At 67.2% G+C, this 17,417-nt stretch carries 13 protein-coding genes; 5 read left to right on the top strand and 8 right to left on the bottom strand.

Annotated elements, in window-relative coordinates; translation table 11 throughout:
* Positions 1-13: 13 nt before the first annotated feature.
* The 6 genes from ACFVDO_RS00665 to rpsA all read right to left on the bottom strand — a co-directional run bounded on the left by ACFVDO_RS00665 (position 14) and on the right by rpsA (position 9,586).
* Entirely contained in the window at positions 14-3,964 is a 3,951-nt protein-coding gene (locus tag ACFVDO_RS00665; protein ID WP_378858430.1) for a hypothetical protein, read from the bottom strand.
* Positions 3,965-4,124: 160 nt separating this feature from the next.
* Complete coding sequence (locus ACFVDO_RS00660) at positions 4,125-4,451, bottom strand: TfoX/Sxy family protein (RefSeq protein ID WP_378858429.1); 327 nt, start codon at positions 4,449-4,451, stop codon at positions 4,125-4,127.
* Positions 4,451-6,529: an excinuclease ABC subunit UvrB gene (gene uvrB / locus ACFVDO_RS00655; RefSeq protein ID WP_378858428.1), complete on the bottom strand. Its 2,079-nt coding sequence runs from the start codon at positions 6,527-6,529 to the stop codon at positions 4,451-4,453. Before uvrB ends, ACFVDO_RS00660 begins: the two co-directional genes overlap by 1 nt.
* 182 nt (positions 6,530-6,711) lie before the next feature.
* Positions 6,712-7,254 carry a hypothetical protein gene (locus ACFVDO_RS00650; RefSeq protein WP_378858427.1) on the bottom strand — a complete coding sequence of 181 codons (543 nt, stop codon included), beginning with the start codon at positions 7,252-7,254 and terminating at the stop codon, positions 6,712-6,714.
* 158 nt (positions 7,255-7,412) lie between these two features.
* Positions 7,413-8,045 (bottom strand): dephospho-CoA kinase, encoded by a 633-nt coding sequence (gene coaE, locus ACFVDO_RS00645; RefSeq protein WP_378858426.1) that lies wholly within the window; start codon positions 8,043-8,045, stop codon positions 7,413-7,415.
* An 86-nt stretch (positions 8,046-8,131) separates the two neighbouring features.
* On the bottom strand, positions 8,132-9,586 hold the full coding sequence (gene rpsA, locus ACFVDO_RS00640) for a 30S ribosomal protein S1 (RefSeq protein ID WP_378858425.1): 1,455 nt from the start codon (positions 9,584-9,586) through the stop codon (positions 8,132-8,134).
* A gap of 198 nt (positions 9,587-9,784) precedes the next feature.
* Here rpsA and ACFVDO_RS00635 point away from each other — a divergent pair, with 198 nt between their 5' ends.
* Positions 9,785-10,711 carry a 5'-3' exonuclease H3TH domain-containing protein gene (locus tag ACFVDO_RS00635; protein WP_378858424.1) on the top strand — a complete coding sequence of 309 codons (927 nt, stop codon included), beginning with the start codon at positions 9,785-9,787 and terminating at the stop codon, positions 10,709-10,711.
* Position 10,712: 1 nt separating this feature from the next.
* On the opposite strand, the gene ACFVDO_RS00630 is transcribed toward ACFVDO_RS00635, so the two are convergent.
* Both ACFVDO_RS00630 and trpD read right to left on the bottom strand, forming a co-directional pair.
* Positions 10,713-11,699, bottom strand: coding sequence for a PHP domain-containing protein (locus ACFVDO_RS00630; RefSeq protein WP_378858423.1), 987 nt, complete (start codon positions 11,697-11,699; stop codon positions 10,713-10,715).
* A 12-nt stretch (positions 11,700-11,711) separates the two neighbouring features.
* Complete coding sequence (trpD, locus tag ACFVDO_RS00625) at positions 11,712-12,773, bottom strand: anthranilate phosphoribosyltransferase (RefSeq protein ID WP_378858422.1); 1,062 nt, start codon at positions 12,771-12,773, stop codon at positions 11,712-11,714.
* Positions 12,774-12,935: 162 nt separating this feature from the next.
* Here trpD and ACFVDO_RS00620 point away from each other — a divergent pair, with 162 nt between their 5' ends.
* From ACFVDO_RS00620 to ACFVDO_RS00605, 4 genes are read left to right on the top strand one after another with little or no spacing between them, the layout of a single operon-like run.
* The gene (locus ACFVDO_RS00620; RefSeq protein ID WP_378858421.1) at positions 12,936-13,631 is read left to right on the top strand and encodes a heme-copper oxidase subunit III; all 696 of its coding nucleotides are present in this window, start codon (positions 12,936-12,938) and stop codon (positions 13,629-13,631) included.
* A gap of 20 nt (positions 13,632-13,651) precedes the next feature.
* A complete protein-coding gene (locus ACFVDO_RS00615; protein ID WP_378858420.1) occupies positions 13,652-14,455 on the top strand; it encodes a c-type cytochrome in 804 nt (267 codons plus the stop codon).
* Between the two features lie 36 nt (positions 14,456-14,491).
* Positions 14,492-15,568 carry a Rieske 2Fe-2S domain-containing protein gene (locus tag ACFVDO_RS00610; protein ID WP_378858419.1) on the top strand — a complete coding sequence of 359 codons (1,077 nt, stop codon included), beginning with the start codon at positions 14,492-14,494 and terminating at the stop codon, positions 15,566-15,568.
* Positions 15,565-17,388 carry a cytochrome bc complex cytochrome b subunit gene (locus ACFVDO_RS00605; RefSeq protein WP_378858418.1) on the top strand — a complete coding sequence of 608 codons (1,824 nt, stop codon included), beginning with the start codon at positions 15,565-15,567 and terminating at the stop codon, positions 17,386-17,388. The genes ACFVDO_RS00610 and ACFVDO_RS00605 overlap by 4 nt, the downstream gene beginning before the upstream one ends.
* The last annotated feature ends 29 nt before the right edge of the window (positions 17,389-17,417 follow it).

Below are 17,417 nucleotides of genomic sequence, written 5' to 3'. Positions count from 1 at the left end.
CTTCCTCGCGGAATCAGCGTTCCGGGCGCCCATCGCGGTTCGACCGGCGACGGACGAACACCAGGATGCCGCCGACGCCGATGAGCACGAGCGCGATCAGGCCCAACGGCCCCGCCACGTATCCGGTCGTGGGCAGGTTGCCGCCATCATCGCCCGCATCCGGTGGCGAGGTCGGCGGCGGGGTCGGGCTCGGCGTCGGCTGTGGCTGGTCGGTCTGCTCGTTGGTGAACGTGCAGAACACGGTCTCCCCCAGGCCCAGTGCGATCAGGGCGCTGCTGCCGTCGATCTGCACGGGCGTCTCCGCACCCGTGCACACGATCCCATCGAGCTGCCAACCCTCTCGCCCCGCCTCGGTGACGCGGTAGTCACCGGGTGCGAGCGGATCCGTGGAGAACGGGGTCGTCGTGTCCGCCAGAGCAAAGCGCTCAGTCGGGCCGCCGTCGGAGCCCCAGTCGAAGTCGAACCTCTCGTCGGATCCGGCCGGGATCGTCGCCTTGTCGACGATGATCATGCCCCAGGCGACGTTCGTGAAGGTGCAGGTCACGGTCTCGCCCGGATCGAGCGCGATCGAGCCGACAAGATCCGTCGCCGTCGACGGTGTGCCGCCCGGGAGGCTGTCGACGCATCGGAGATCAGTGGTGTCGTAGCCGGCATTCTCGACTTCGGCGACGGTGTAGTCGCCGGGCTCGATATGGTCGAATGCCTCTGCCCCGGTGCCGTCCGTCGTCTGGATCGAGAACTCCTGAGAGTCCAGCCAATCGCCGGTGAACGAGAAACTGCCGTCAGGACCATCGACCGCCTTTGCGATGACGATGCTGCCGTAGGCGGAGTTCTCAGCCCTGCAGGCACCGACATCGCCCGGTTTCACGGAGAAGTCGCTGAGGTCCTCGATGTCGTATGCCGCACTGCCGTCACCCGGCGTGATCGTGCAGGTCAGCGGCCCCTCGATCCAGTCCGGATCGTCCGTCTCGACCAGCGAGTAGCGGACGCCGGGGATGATCGGCGGCAGCGTCACAACACCCGTGCCGCTCTCGGTCGCGACCGTCGTCGAGATCGGGTCGATCGCATGGTCGAGATCGGTGAGCACGAACTCGAAGCCGCCGTCACCACCGATCGAGGTCTTGGTCAGCGTGCCGGTGCCCGCGGCGGCCCGGTTTGTGAAGGAGCAGTCGAGCGTGGCATCGACCGGGGCGGTGAACTGCAGTCCGGGAGTGCTCGGCTCCTGATCCTCGATGCCGACGCAGGAGATGCCGACCGTCCATCCGCCGATCACGGCCTCGGTGATCGAGTATGCGCGGCCGGGAACGAGCCCCGTCCAGGTCACGGTCTCACCGGACTGCCCGGTTCCGGACACCGTCTTCGTGCCGGGCTGATCGGCGGGAGCCGGGCTGATGCTGAGGTCGAACGACCAGTCGTAGTCGGCACCGATGCCGGCTGCGACCTTGGCGATGCTGACCGAGGATGTCGCCGCGGAGTTCTCCGCGGAGCAGGCGATGTCCTGGCCTGGCGCGGCGATGAACTGGAATCCGTCGGTCTGCGGGTCCGCGTCCTCCAGGCCCTCGCACACCACGCCTCTCCTGATCCAGCCGGCCGCGACATCCCCCGCCTCGCGCACGGTGTAGGTGGCACCGGGAACCAACTCGCCCCACCGAACCGTCGGCGCCGCGGCGGTGGCGGTGCGGGCCACCGCGCTGCCGTCAGGCGCGACGAGCTCGAAGTCGAACGCCCACGCGAGACCGGGATCGGCTCCGGTGACGGTCTTCGTCACTGCGAGGCCCGCCGGCTCAGCTCTGTTCGTGAAGAAGCAGACCGCGGCCTCGGTCAGCTCGAGGTCGAGGACCACGCCGCGGCTGTCGTCACTCCTCGTCCAGTCGGCGCCCTGGCAATCGAGGTCGGACAGCGCCCACCCTGCGGCATCCTCCGGCTCGGTGATCGTGTAGCTCCCCGGCAGGAGGTCGGTGAAGGACCGGAGGGCGACGTTCGGCGGAGTCGAGTTGCCGTTCAAATGGAACGGGGTTGCGGCACCGGTCGGCGGGGTGAACAGGAAGTCGAAGGTCTGGTCGTACTCGACGGGGATGGTGCGCTTGATGACGGCGATCGAACCGGGTGTGCTGTTCGTGAAGAAGCAGTTCACGGTCTCGCCCGGCTGCACGGTCAGTCCGATGCTGCGCGTCGCGGCGTCGCCGGTGTGGTCCGAGCCTCCGTAGGTGCATGACAGGTCGGCGAGCAGGGTCGCCGGGTCTCCGGTGTCCGAGGTCTCGTTGACCGTATAGTCTCCGGGCGGGACGTTCGTGAACGTCTTCTCGTAGAGCGTTCCATCGCCATTCGGGACGGCGATGTCGAAGGCGTCGCCGCCGGGCAGGTCGCTCGTGAACGAGAACGTCCGCCCGTCGACCCCGTGGGCCTCCTTGGAGATCACCACGGTGCCGAGCTGTGTGTTGGTGAAGACGCAGGTGATGTTCTGACCGGCGGTCGGTGTCACCACGGCCGAGCGTCCTTCGATCGTGGCATCCGCGTCGCAGGTGATCTCAGGCACCTGCCACCCGTCGGGTACCTCCTCGGTGAGAGTAGTCGCCTGCCCCGCCGGAACCGCGAACGACTGGCGACCGCCGTCACCGAGCGAGACCGCTTGCTGTCCGGTGACGTCGAAGGCGAAGGTCTGGGTGGAGTCCGCAGGCAGCGTGCGCTTCTCGATCGTGACAGTGGCGGCCTCGTTCGTGATCACGCACTCGGTGGTGTTCTGCGCAGATACGGGGAAGGTGTCGTCGGGCCCTCTGATCACGAACCTCTGCGCCGGCCCGCCCTCGAGCGGGATCACCGTGCAGACCAGGGACTGCAGGGCCCACGGCGGTGGAATCAATGTCTCGTCGACGTGGTACGACGAGCTGGCGAGCACCCCGGTATAGGTCTTGGTCTGCTCCGCCTCGAGTGTGTCGACGATCGTATCGACCGCGGGCGGACCGGGGAGCACCGCGCCGCCGTCGCGTCTCACCGTGAAACCGAACTGATCGTCGGGGGTGATCTGGCTGGGAACCGTCGCCTTGGTGACTTTGAGGGTTCCGCAGTTCGCCAACGTCATCCGGTCGTCCCCGTGGTCGGCGAAGTCCTGGATGTTCGCCTGCTGCGAGTTGCCGGTGCGGGTGAACATCTCCGAGACCGAGAATGAGATGCACTCCGTCGGCGTGAACACCCCGGCGCTGTTGAGGTCGATCGCGAACTCGCCGAAGGTCTCCGCCGTCTGGTTCGTGTAGGCGGGCCAGCCGCCGGTGTTCGGGCGGACGCCGACGGCCCAGTCGAAGTCGACGACGGGGCCTCCGGCGATCCAGCTGCCGGGTCCGACCTCGTTTGCGCAGTCGTCGTTCGCCGCAGGCCGCCATCGCAGCACGCGCGCGGTCGTCGGCGAGCCGGACTCGTAGTCGAACTCCAGCAGCACATCGTCGCATCGCCCACGTCCTGGGCCCTCGAGGTGTTGGAAGATGCTCACCTGGCCGGCCCCGTCGTACCGGGTCCAGGCGCCGTAGAGCACGAAGTGCCGGCTGCCGTCCGGCTGAGTGACGAGCTCGAGGCCATAGGTCGAGGTGCAGAGGTCGCCCTGTCCGTTCGGCTTCGCCGTGCCGGGCAGCCACGGGTTCGTGCTCGGGTTCTGGCTGGGCGGGGCCCCGGTGGCCTCGGCGCCGACGTTGCAGGCTTTGTCGGACTGGCCATTGTCCCAGGCGAATGCGCCCTGAAAGACGCCCGTGGACTGTCCGCCCTGTGTCGTCGTGTAACCGCCGGTCGGCACGAAGGTGAAGTCGCCGTTCGGCTGGATGTCCGTGATGAAGTTCGCCCAGTTGAACGTCTCAGGCGGATTCCCCGGCGTGAAGGTGCCGTCGATGATCATGCCGGTCTTGAGACCTGAGGGTTGGAGGGTGGCAGCGCTCGCGGGAGCGGCGAAGCCGAGGGGCACGATGAGCGCGGCAATCACCGCAGCGACGGTGACGGCACCTTTCGCGCGCAGTCCTCGACGGCGCGGCGATCTCGCCGCACCGTGTACGAGCCGTCTCCCTTTGCCCAGGATGCGCACGAGGCTCACGGTATCGGAGTCTTCGGCCGCCCGACACCCCTCTTCTCAGGCATCGGCCGGGTCAGTCCGCGGCCAGGTCCTCGCGCGCGATGTCGAGCCAGACGACCAGTGCGGCGTCGTCGGCCAGCGCTTCGGGTGCCACGTCGAGCCAGTTCGTGCTCATGCTGCGTCCGCCCATCCGCGCCCGCGACACACCTGGACGCAGGACCAGTTCAGCGCCGTGCTCCGCATCGACGCGCAGCAACATGACGCCACCTTTACGGGCGCCGACGAGGATCTTGCCGCCCTGCAGAAAGGCTCTGCTACCGAACATCCGGCGTTCTTCGATGCCGTCGGCCCCGAGCAGCGCGCGGATTCGGTCGGCGAGTTCGGTGCCTGCGGCATCCATCAGGCGTGCCCGGCGCGCTCCATGGCCCGGAGCTCTTTCTTGAGGTCCTGCACCTCGTCGCGCAACCGGGCGGCGAGCTCGAACTTGAGCTCTTCGGCGGCAGCGAGCATCTGCCCGGACAGGTCTTCGATCGTGGCCTCGAGCTGTTCGGCGCCTTCGGCGGCGATGCCCTCCCGACGCAGATTCGGCGTCGGGGACTTGCCCTTGCCGCTCTTGGTCCCCTTGCCACGACCGGCCTTCATGCTGGCGGTGTCCGCGGCCTCGCGGGCGAGCACCTCGGTGATGTCGGCGATGCGCTTGCGCAACGGCTGGGGGTCGATGCCGTTGGCCTTGTTGTAGGCGACCTGCTTCGCGCGGCGCCGGTCGGTCTCCTCGATGGCGTTGCGCATCGAATCGGTCATGTTGTCGGCGTACATGTGCACCTCGCCCGACACGTTTCGGGCAGCGCGGCCGATGGTCTGGATGAGCGAGGTGCCGGAGCGCAGGAAGCCCTCCTTGTCGGCGTCGAGGATGGCGACGAGCGACACCTCGGGCAGGTCGAGGCCCTCGCGCAGCAGGTTGATGCCGACCAGCACGTCGTACACGCCGGCGCGCAGCTCGGTGAGCAGCTCGACACGACGCAGCGTGTCGACGTCGGAGTGCAGGTACCGCACCTTCACACCGTGCTCGCCGAGGAAGTCGGTGAGCTCCTCGGCCATCTTCTTGGTCAGCGTGGTGACGAGCACGCGCTCGTCGCGATCGACCCGGATACGGATCTCTTCGAGCAGGTCGTCGATCTGGCCCTTGGACGGCTTGACGACGATCTCGGGGTCGACGAGGCCGGTCGGGCGGATGATCTGCTCGACCACGCCGTCGGCGATGCCCATCTCGTATTTGCCGGGGGTCGCCGAGAGGTAGACGGTCTGGCCGATGCGGTTCTTGAACTCGTCGAAGCGCAGCGGTCTGTTGTCCATGGCGCTGGGCAGCCGGAAGCCGTGCTCGACGAGCGTGCGCTTGCGTGAGGCATCCCCCTCGTACATCGCGCCGATCTGCGGAACGGTGACGTGCGACTCGTCGATCACGAGCAGGAAGTCGTCGGGGAAGAAGTCGAGCAGGGTGTGCGGCGGCTCGCCGGCCTCGCGACCGTCGAGGTGTCGCGAGTAGTTCTCGATGCCGCTGCAGAAGCCGAGCTGCTGCAGCATCTCGAGATCGAAGGTGGTGCGCATGCGCAGACGCTGCGCCTCGAGCAGCTTGCCCTGGCGCTCCAGCTCGGCGAGGCGTTCGGTGAGCTCGGCCTCGATGGTGCCGATCGCGCGCTGCACGACGTCGGTGCCGGCCACGTAGTGCGAAGCCGGGAAGATCGGCACGGCGTCGAGCTTGGCGACCACCTCGCCCGTGAGCGGATGCAGAGAGTAGAGCGCCTCGATCTCGTCGCCGAACAGCTCGATGCGGATCGCGTGCTCCTCATAGACCGGGATGATCTCGATCGTGTCTCCGCGGACGCGGAAGTTGCCGCGCGAGAAGTCGACATCGTTGCGGTTGTACTGCATCGAGATGAACTGCCGGATGAGGGCGTCGCGGTCGTACCGCTCCCCCACCTGCAGCGCCACCATGGCGCGCAGATACTCCTCCGGCGCGCCCAGGCCGTAGATGCAGGAGACCGTCGAGACCACGACCACGTCGCGCCTGCTGAGCAGCGAGTTGGTCGTGGAATGCCGCAGCCGCTCGACCTCGGCGTTGATCGAGGAGTCCTTCTCGATGAAGGTGTCCGTCTGCGGGACGTACGCCTCAGGCTGGTAATAGTCGTAATAACTGACGAAGTACTCGATCGCGTTGTTCGGCATGAGTTCGCGGAACTCGTTGGCCAGCTGCGCGGCGAGCGTCTTGTTGTGCGCCATCACCAGCGTCGGACGCTGCACCTGCTCGATGAGCCAGGCCGTGGTCGCCGACTTTCCGGTACCGGTCGCGCCGAGCAGCACGACGTCGGTCTCGCCGGCGTTGATGCGCGCGGCGAGCTCGGCGATCGCCTGGGGCTGATCGCCCGCGGGCGCGTACTCGCTGATGACCTCGAACGGGCGGACCGATCGCGTGGGTTGCATGACTCAAGCCTACGAGGGGCCGCCGACATCGGCGTCGGCGGGCTGTGAAGACTGGATGCGGGTGGTCGGCAGGCACCACGAACAAATGCCGGAACCTCCCGGAACCGGTCCTCGGATGCGACAGCGCGGGCCGTCACCGAAGCCGGCGGCCCGCGCTGTCAAAGATCAGCCGGCGAAAAAGATCATGCAACCAGCACTGCCGACGCGTCGGCCACGTCGGAGGACCAAGTCGTCGTGCCCCCGTTGATCAGAGTCATCGTGCCGGCGACATTCACCGGACCGGCATGGTCGCCGACCATGTTCAAAGTGAGATCCCCGCCCTGGCTTGATGGCGCCTTCTGGAAGACGAAGGTCGTGGACGGACCGAGGCCGTCGTTCGGCGGCGTGATCTGCGTCCATCCTTGGGAATTGGGCTGCGTGAGTGTCATGGGCTCGTCGAACACCAACGTGAGCTGGAGGATTCCGTCTGCCGGAGGCTGCTGATAGGGGTCACCACCGTCATAGGAGATCCTCGTCGAGAATCGGACGTTCAGACCAGAACCCGCAGCGTCCAAGGACGCAAACGTGCCTGTAGCCTCCGCATCCCAGAAATAGTTGGCCCCGTCGTTCGGAACGGCGCTGGCGGCGGCCATCGGCACGGCGGCCGCGACGGCGATAACCGGCACCGACCACGCAGCACCCTTCAAGATGGTTCGGCGAGACGGTCCGCTTTTGGGCTCAGTCATCAGTCGCTCCCCTCGGCGATCAGAAGGCAGTGGGCATGCACACTCGGGTTGATGTGCAGACCAACAGACTAGCAGTGCACTCCTTGGTGACCCCGGTGTCGGCCGTTCACGGCCTGCTCGCCCTCATGCACGATGACGGCAGTCTCGGGGTCGACGGTTCACGCGCCAGCGTCGTCGCACCGTGGTTCAATGGAGGCCCGAACGGCCCGTTCCCACGCCAGATCGATCTGCTGCAGCGTCTGCTCCAGCGTCCCGGAGGTGTCGATCACGATGTCCGCGATCTCCCTGCGCGCGGCATCGGACACCTGCGAGGCAACGCGCGCCCGCGCTGCATCCTCGCTCATCCCACGCAACTCGACCAGCCGTCGGATGCGCAGTTCGGCCGGGGCATCCGCGACGATGATCAGGTCCCACAGGTCGTCGACGCGCGCCTCGACCAGCAGCGGCACATCGTAGACGACAACCGCATCCGGATCGGCCGAGAACGCAGCGGCGAACCGGCGCGCCGATTCCTGCTTGACAGCGGGATGCACGATGCCGTTCAGCCGCGCGAGCGCGGTGGCGTCGCCGAAGACGCGCGCGCCCAGGGCCGCTCGGTCGAGGGAACCGTCCGCCAGCAGCATCCCGCCGCCGAACTCGTCGGCGATCGCGTCCAGCACCGGCGAACCCGCGGTCTGGACATCGCGCACGATCTGATCAGCATCGACGACGACGGCACCGAGCTCGGCGAGACGGGAGGCGATGGTCGACTTGCCCGAGGCGATGCCTCCGGTCAGAGCGATGAGCGGCATGGCACCCATCCTCCCATCCCCTCGATGGCGAAAAGCGGAACGGGCCGCCACCCGAAGGTGACGACCCGTTCCGTTGTGATCAGTGATCAGCTGTTGCCGCCGGAGAGCTTCTCGCGCAGAGCCGCGAGAGCCTCGTCGTCGGCGAGCGTGCCGGCGCCGGCCGACTCGCTCGAGAAGGCCGAACCGCCGAAGTCCTCGCCGGCTGCAGCCTCGGCCTCTGCGGCCTTGATGACCTGAGCCTTGTGCGCCTCCCAGCGAGCCTGGGCAGCGGCGTACTCCTGCTCCCATGCCTCGCGCTGGGCGTCGAAGCCGTCCTTCCAGGCACCGGTCTCGGCGTCGAAGCCCTCGGGGTACTTGTACTCGCCGTTCTCGTCGTACTCGGCGAGCATGCCGTACAGGGCCGGGTCGAACTCGGTGCCGTAGGGGTCGACCGACTCGTTGGCCTGCTTCAGCGACAGCGAGATGCGGCGACGCTCGAGGTCGATGTCGATGACCTTGACGAAGACCTCTTCGCCGACCGAGACGACCTGCTCCGCCAGCTCGACGTGCTTGCTGGACAGCTCCGAGATGTGCACGAGGCCCTCGATGCCGTCCGCGACGCGCACGAACGCACCGAACGGAACGAGCTTGGTGACCTTGCCCGGGGTGACCTGGCCGATGGCGTGGGTACGGGCGAAGACCTGCCACGGGTCCTCCTGGGTCGCCTTCAGCGACAGCGAGACGCGCTCGCGGTCCAGGTCGACCTCGAGGATCTCAACGGTGACCTCCTGGCCGACCTCGACGACCTCGGAGGCGTGCTCGATGTGCTTCCACGACAGCTCGGAGACGTGCACGAGGCCGTCCACACCGCCGAGGTCGACGAACGCACCGAAGTTGACGATCGACGACACGACGCCCTTGCGGACCTGACCCTTGTGCAGGTTGTTGAGGAACGTGGTGCGCGACTCGGACTGCGTCTGCTCGAGCAGGGCGCGGCGCGAGAGCACGACGTTGTTGCGGTTCTTGTCCAGCTCGAGGATCTTGGCCTCGAGCTCCTGGCCCAGGTACGGGGTCAGGTCACGGACGCGACGCAGCTCGATGAGCGACGCCGGGAGGAAGCCACGCAGGCCGATGTCGACGATGAGGCCGCCCTTGACGACCTCGATGACGGTGCCGGTGACGACGCCGTCGTTCTCCTTGATCTTCTCGACGTCGCCCCAGGCGCGCTCGTACTGCGCACGCTTCTTGGAGAGGATCAGACGGCCTTCCTTGTCCTCCTTCTGGAGAACGAGGGCCTCGACCTTGTCGCCGACGGAGACGACCTCGTTGGGGTCGACGTCGTGCTTGATGGAGAGCTCGCGGGAGGGGATGACGCCCTCGGTCTTGTAGCCGACGTCGAGCAGAACCTCATCGCGGTCGATCTTGACGATCGTGCCCTCGATGATGTCGCCGTCGTTGAAGAACTTCAGAGTCTTCTCGACCGCGGCCAGGAAGTCCTCGGCAGATCCGATGTCGTTGATCGCGACCTGCTTGGTGGCCGGGGCGGTCGTTGCGCTAGTCATGTAGTGGGTTGTCCTTGTTGATGGATGATCGGGCCTCGGAGCACGGCCGTGCACGGCCGGTTCGTCGCTGAGAGGCGAATGAGTGGTGATTTCTGCCACGAGGGCACACAGACGCGTGCCACGAGTGACGCTTCAGGTTACCAGATCAGCGGGTGCGTCTCCATCCGCATTCCGCTTCTCCTGTGGGATGCTGATCCGATGACCGAACGCCTCATGCTGCTCGACACCGCTTCGCTCTACTTCCGGGCGTTCTACGGCGTGCCGGACACCGTCAAGGCCCCGGACGGCCGGTCGGTCAACGCCGCGCGCGGACTGCTCGACATGATCGCCAAGCTCGTCTCCACCTACCGGCCGACGCAGCTCGTCGCGTGCTGGGACGACGACTGGCGCCCGCAGTGGCGCGTCGACCTGATCCCCAGCTACAAGACGCACCGAGTCGTCGAGGTCGTCGCCGGCGGACCCGACGTGGAAGAGGTGCCCGACCCGCTCGAGCAGCAGATCCCCGTCATCCGCGAGACGCTCGCCGCGCTCGGCATCCCGATCGTGGGCGCCGCCGAGCACGAGGCCGACGATGTGATCGGCACTCTCGCCACGCGTGCGGACGTGCCGGTCGACATCGTCACCGGAGACCGCGACCTGTTCCAGCTCATCGACGACGCGTCCGGGGTCCGCATCATCTACACCGCGCGCGGCATGAGCAACCTCGAGGTCCTCACCGACGAGTCGGTGGTCGCCAAGTACGGCGTGCTCCCCGCGCAGTACGCCGACTTCGCGACGATGCGCGGGGATGCGTCCGACGGCCTCCCCGGCGTGAAGGGCGTCGGCGAGAAGACCGCCGCCACCCTGCTGCAGAACCACGGTGATCTCGCGGGCATCCGTTCCGCGGCGGATGCCGGTGAGGGCATGAGCGCTTCGGTCGCGTCCAAGATCAGGGATGCCGCGGACTACCTCGATGTCGCGCCGACGGTCGTCGAGGTGGCGAAGTCCCTCGACCTCGAGGTTCCTGCCTCTCGGCTCCATCCGCTCGATCCCGCTGAGCAGGATGCGGCGAACGCCCTCGCCGAGCAGTGGAATCTGGGCACTTCGATGACGCGTGCGCTCGCGGCGCTGGCCGAGACGGCCTGAGTCAGTCCGCCCAGGCGCGCAGCCGGTCCAGTCCCCAGGTCGTGACGACGCGGGATGCCGGGACTCCGGCGCGTTCGGCGCGCTCCGCGCCGTGGTCAAGCAGCGAGAGCTGCCCCGGGGCGTGCGCGTCGGAGTCGATCGAGAACAGGCATCCCTCTTCGAGCGCGACCGCGATCAGCTCGTCCGGCGGGTCCTGACGCTCCGGGCGTGAGTTGATCTCGACGGCGACCCCGTGCTCGGCGCACGCCGCGAACACGGCGCGCGCATCGAACGTCGACGGCGGACGCGTGCCCCGCTCCCCCTGCACCAGGCGGCCGGTGCAGTGGCCCAGCACGTTCACATGCGGATTCGAGACGGCGGCGACCATCCGCCTGGTCATCGGTGCCGCATCCATGCGCAGACCGGAATGAACGGATGCCACGACGATGTCGAGCTCGTCCAGGAGCTCGGGCTGCTGATCGAGCGACCCGTCATCGAGAATGTCGACCTCGATGCCCGCCAGCACCGTCAGCCCTCCCCCCGACTGTGCGCGCACCAGCGGGATCTGCTCCCGCAGCCTCTCGGGCGAGAGCCCACGCGCCACGCGCAGCCGCGGCGAATGATCGGCGATCGCGTAGTACTCATGCCCGAGGGCTCTGGCGGCCTCGACCATCGACTCGATAGGCGTGGTTCCGTCGGACCAGTCGGTGTGCGAGTGCAGATCGCCGCGAAGCAGTGCCCGCAGCTCGGAGCGTCTCTCGGGCTCGACCACGCCGCGCAGCTCCACCAGGTAGTCGGGTACCTCCCCGGCATCCGCCTGCCGGATGACGGCGAACGTCGATTCGCCGATCCCCTTCACCGCACGCAGACGAGCGGGATCGGCACGCACATCGTCAGGGATGTCCGCCAGCGTCGCGGCGGCCTGACGGAACGCCTTCGCGCGGTACCGCGAAGCCCGTTCGCGCTCCAGCAGAGCAGCGATCTCGAGCAGTGCGGCGACGGCGTCCATGGGACGGTCCGGTCAGGCTGCCAGCTCGCGCGTCGACCGCACCCACTCGTCCAGCTTCGCGGACGCCCGGCCGTCGTCGACCGCAGCCGCTGCGCGCTCATACGCGTCGCGCAGCCGCTGCACGATCGGCACCTGGGTGAGGCTCGCGTCATGCGAGAGTTCGTACGCGACGACGCCCGCCGCGGCGTTCAGCAGCACGATGTCGCGTACAGCCCCGGCCTCGCCGTCCAGCGTGCGGCGCAGCACGGCGGCGTTGTGCTCCGGAGACCCGCCGATCAGATCGGAGAGGTCGGCGAGCGGAATGCCGAGGTCGCGCGGATCCAGGTCGTGCTCGTGGATGTCGCCGCGGGCGACCTCCCAGATGCGGCTGTGTCCGGTGGTGGTGAGCTCGTCCAGCCCGTCGTCGCCGCGGAACACCAGCGCCGTCGCGCCTCGGGTGCGGAACACACCGGTGATCAGCGGAACGCGGTCGAGCTGTGCGACGCCGACGGCATTCGCCTCAGCGCGCGCCGGGTTGCAGAGGGGACCGAGCATGTTGAAGACGGTGGGCACACCCAGTTGGGCGCGCGTCGGCCCGGCGTTCTTGAAGCCGGGGTGGAAAGCGCCGGCCCACGCGAAGGTGATCCCGGTGCGATCGAGCACCGCGGCGACGGCATCCGGGGCGAGCGTCAGGTCGAGCCCGAGCGCGGCGAGCACGTCGGAGGAGCCGGATGCGGAACTCGCGGCCTTGTTGCCGTGCTTGACGACCGGGATGCCCAGCGCGCCGATGATGATCGCCGCCGTGGTGGAGACGTTCACGGTGCCGATGCGGTCTCCACCGGTGCCGACGATGTCGAGCACATCGGAGGACACCGGCAGTGGAACGGCGGCCTCGAGGATCGCGTCGCGGAAGCCGACCACCTCGTCGATGGTCTCTCCCTTCGCGCGCAGCGCGATCAGGAAGCCGGCGAGCTGCGCCTCGGAGATCTTTCCCTGCATCACCTGGCGCATCGCCCACGTGGACTCCCAGACGCTCAGATCGCGCCGTTCCAGCAGAGTGGTGAGCAGGTCGGACCAGGTCAGGGAGTCAGCCATAGCAAGGATCTTATAGAGAGGCGTGCCGCAGAGCAGACGAGATGACGGATGATGCCGTATCGATGCATCCCCAGCCGTCACCGCGCGATTGCGCGGATTCCGGGTGGATTCGCAGGTGGTTCTTAGGTTCCCCTAAGTGCGATTAGGGCGAAACGGGCGACGATGGTGCAAGAATCGGCGGCGCGGATCGGCCATAATGGAATCGTGACCACCTCAGCGACGTATGCCCCGGCGGCAAGAACCATCAAGCGGCCAAATCCGGTAGCTGTCGGCACCATCGTGTGGCTCGGCAGTGAAGTCATGTTCTTCGCGGGACTCTTCGCGATCTACTTCACGATCCGCAGCACCTCGCCCGAACTGTGGGGCGAGCGCACCGAGATGCTGAACGTGCCCTACGCGTTCGTGAACACACTCATCCTGGTGTTCTCCTCGTTCACCTGCCAGATGGGCGTCTTCGCGGCTGAGGACCTGCAGCCCTACAAGCTGCCCAAGGGCCAGCTCAACGCAGCCGGCCGCCGCCGCCTGTTCGGCTGGGGCATGGTCGAGTGGTTCTGGGTCACCTTCATCCTCGGCGCGATCTTCGTCTCGGGCCAGGTCTGGGAGTACGCGCAGCTGACCATGGAGGGCATGCCGATCTCGGCCGACTCCTACGGTTCCGCGTTCTACCTCACCACCGGTTTCCACGCCCTGCACGTGACCGGCGGTCTCATCGCGTTCCTGCTCGTCATCGGACGTGCGTACGCGGTCAAGAACTTCGGGCACAAGGAGGCGACCTCCTCGATCGTCGTGTCGTACTACTGGCACTTCGTCGACGTCGTCTGGATCGTGCTGTTCATCGTCATCTACTTCCTGAAGTGAGAGCGGAGCGAATCCCCGACATGGTACGAGAGAAGAAGCGCCGCTCACGCGGCCGTCGCAGCCCGTTCGCAGCCATTGCGCTGATCGGTGCCGGTCTGCTGATCACCGGTGGCGTGTACGCCGGTGCGACCGCGGCCATGGCCGCGACCGACGCGAAGACCCAGGCATCCGCGGAGCTCACGGTCGACGACGGCCAGAAGCTGTTCCAGGCCAACTGCGCAACCTGCCACGGCATGAACCTCGAGGGCACCGGCGACGGCCCGACGCTGATCGGCGTCGGCGAGCTGGCCGTCGAGTTCCAGATGTCCACCGGCCGCATGCCGCTGCAGATGCAGGGACCGCAGGCGCCGCAGAAGCACCCGCAGTTCACCGAGGAGCAGATCCGCGCGGTCGCCGCCTATGTGCAGTCGGTCGCCCCCGGACCGACCTTCCCGAAGGACGAGATCCTCGACGGCAAGGGCGATGTCGCGCACGGCGCTGAGTTGTTCCGCATCAACTGCGCGATGTGCCACAACGTCGCTGCCGCGGGTGGTGCGCTCACCGAGGGCAAGTACGCCCCCGCGCTGACCTCCACCAGCGCGCTGCACATGTACGCGGCCATGGTCACCGGTCCGCAGAACATGCCCGTCTTCGGCGACATGAACCTCTCGGACGACGACAAGCGCGACATCATCTCGGCCCTGCTGTTCCAGCAGAACGCCGTGCAGATCGGCGGTTTCACGCTCGGCTCGCTCGGTCCCGTGTCCGAGGGCCTGTTCATCTGGATCTTCGGCATCGGCGCCCTCGTCGCGCTGACCGTGTGGATCACGGCGAAGTCGAACTGACGCATTTCTTCTGAAGAGGAACGTACGAGGAGCACCATGGCACACGACGACGACACGCAGGCTCTCGACAGGGCCTACCAGCCCTCGCCGGGGCTGGGCGTCGCAGTCAGCGATCCCGCGCAGAACCCCGGTCTTCCGGAGCATCGTCAGCGCTTGACGGACAAGGACCCGAAGGCCGAGAAGGCCGCGGTCCGCACCGTCTACACCCTCTTCTACCTCTCGCTCGCGGGCAGCATCTGGGCGGTCGCCGCCTACATGCTGTTCCCGATCGAGAGCGGCGCGCTGATCGACATCAGGTACAACAACCTGTTCATCGGTCTCGGCATCGCGCTGGCCCTGCTCGCCATCGGTCTCGGAGCCATCCACTGGTCCAAGGCGCTGATGAGCGACAAGGAGTTCGTCGAGTACCGCCACCCCACCCGTGGCCGCGACTCGACCCGTGAGGCATCCATCAAGGCGTTCGCCGACGCGAACGAGGAGTCCGGTTTCGGCCGCCGCGTGATGATCCGCAACTCGATGATCGCCGCCGTCGTGGCATCGATCATCCCCGGTGTCACGCTGTTCCGCGGCCTCGCCCCGTTCAACACCCCGGACAACCCTGAGGCGGGCGACCCGGTGGCGCTGCTCAAGCAGACCATGTGGGACAAGGGCGTCAAGCTGGTTCGCGACCCCGATGGCACCCCGATCCGCGCAGCGGATGTGACGCTCGGCTCCGCCGTGCACGTCATCCCCGAGGGCCTCAAGGAACTCGGCCACGACGGCGGCATGCTCGAGGAGAAGGCCAAGGCGATCGTGCTGCTCATGCGCCTGCGCCCCGAGCAGCTCATCGAGGCCGACGACCGCAAGGACTGGTCGTACGACGGCATCGTCGCGTACTCCAAGGTCTGCACGCACGTCGGCTGCCCCGTGGCGCTGTACGAGCAGCAGACCCACCACCTGCTCTGCCCCTGCCACCAGTCGCAGTTCGACGTGACCGAGCACGCCAAGGTCATCTTCGGACCCGCAGCCCGGCCGCTGCCGCAGCTGCCGATCATGGTCGATGACGAGGGCTACCTCGTCGCGCAGAGCGATTTCCACGAACCCGTCGGACCGAGCTTCTGGGAGCGTCATTGAGCACCGCAACCGTTACCGAAAAGCCCTCGTCCGAGAAGGCTGAGAAGCCTCTCGGCGGCCGCTTCCTCGGCGCCACCGCGAACTATCTCGATGAGCGCACCAGCCTGTCGGGCTTCGTCAAGGAGCTGGGACGCAAGATCTTCCCCGACCACTGGTCGTTCATGCTGGGTGAGATCGCGCTGTGGAGCTTCGTCGTCGTGTTCCTCTCGGGCACGTTCCTGACGTTCTTCTTCCAGGCCTCGATGGTGCCGACGCACTACACCGGCGCCTACGCCCCGATGCGCGGCATCGAGATGTCCGCGGCGCTCGAGTCGACCCTGCGGATCTCCTTCGATCTGCGCGGTGGCCTGCTGGTGCGCCAGATCCACCACTGGGCCGCACTGGTCTTCGTCGCCGGCATCGGCGTGCACATGCTGCGCGTGTTCTTCACCGGCGCGTTCCGCAAGCCCCGCGAGCTGAACTGGGTGATCGGCTTCGTGCTGTTCATCCTGGCGATGGCCGAGGGCTTCACCGGCTACTCGCTCCCCGATGACCTGCTCTCGGGCAACGGCCTCCGCATCATCGACGGCATGGTCAAGGGTCTCCCCCTGATCGGCACCTGGACCTCGTTCCTCCTCTTCGGCGGCGAGTTCCCCGGCGACCAGATCGTCGGCCGCCTGTACACGCTGCACATCCTGCTGCTGCCGCTGCTGGTGATCGCATTCGTCGGCCTGCACCTGATGCTGATGGTCATCAACAAGCACACGCAGTTCGCCGGCCCCGCCCGCACGAACGAGAACGTCGTCGGCTACCCGATGATGCCGGTCTACATGTCGAAGATGGGCGGCTTCCTGTTCATCGTGTTCGGCACGATCGTGCTGATCGCCTCGCTGTTCCAGATCAACCCGATCTGGAACTACGGACCATACGACCCATCCCCCGTGTCTGCGGGTACGCAGCCGGACTGGTATATCGGCTTCGCCGACGGTGCGCTGCGTCTGGCGCCGTCCAACCTCGACGTGGTCTTCCTCGACCACACCTGGTCGTTCGGCATCCTGCTCCCGGTCGCCGTGCTCGGTCTGTTCATCGTGCTCGTCGCGATCTACCCCTTCATCGAGGCGTGGCTGACGGGCGACAAGCGCGAGCACCACATCGCTGACCGCCCGCGCAACGCGGCCACCCGCACCGCCATCGGCGTCGCCGGCGTGATCTTCTACGCCGTGCTGTGGGCCGCTGCCTCGTCGGACCTGATCGCGACGCACTTCATGCTCACGATGGAAGGTGTCATCCACACCCTGCAGGCGCTGCTGTTCCTCGGACCGATCATCGGCTACTTCGTCACGAAGCGCATCTGCATCGCGCTGCAGAAGAAGGACCGCGAGATCGTGCTGCACGGCTACGAGTCGGGCCGCATCGTCCGCCTCCCCGGTGGCGAGTTCATCGAGGTGCACGAGCCGGTGGACGTGTACGACCGCTGGAAGCTCATCGACTACGAGACCTACGAGCCTCTGGTCGTTCGCCCGAACGCCAAGGGTCGTATCCCGTGGACGCAGAACCTGCGCTCTGCGATGTCGCGCTGGTTCTTCGAGGACCGCCTTCAGCCGCTCACCCAGACCGAGATCGCGGCCGCGGACGCTCACCAGCACCACGCGCTGGCCGAGATGGACGAGACCGAGGCCGCCGAGATCGCGGGTGCGCACGAGCGTGCCGGTGTGACCGACGAGTCCACGATCGCCGACGCACCCGCCGCACCGATCGGTGAGACCCCGAACACGCCGAGCTCGGTCATCGCGACCGACCCGGTGAGGAAGCCCCGCAAGGATGAGGAGTCCGGCGAGTAACGCCGCCCGCTCCCCCGCGGATCAAGGAG

The sequence above is a fragment of the Microbacterium sp. NPDC057741 genome (assembly GCF_042798735.1).
GTDB lineage: Bacteria > Actinomycetota > Actinomycetes > Actinomycetales > Microbacteriaceae > Microbacterium.
The sequence above is the reverse complement of the archived record's forward strand: the minus strand, read 5'-3'. Positions and strand labels throughout refer to the sequence as shown.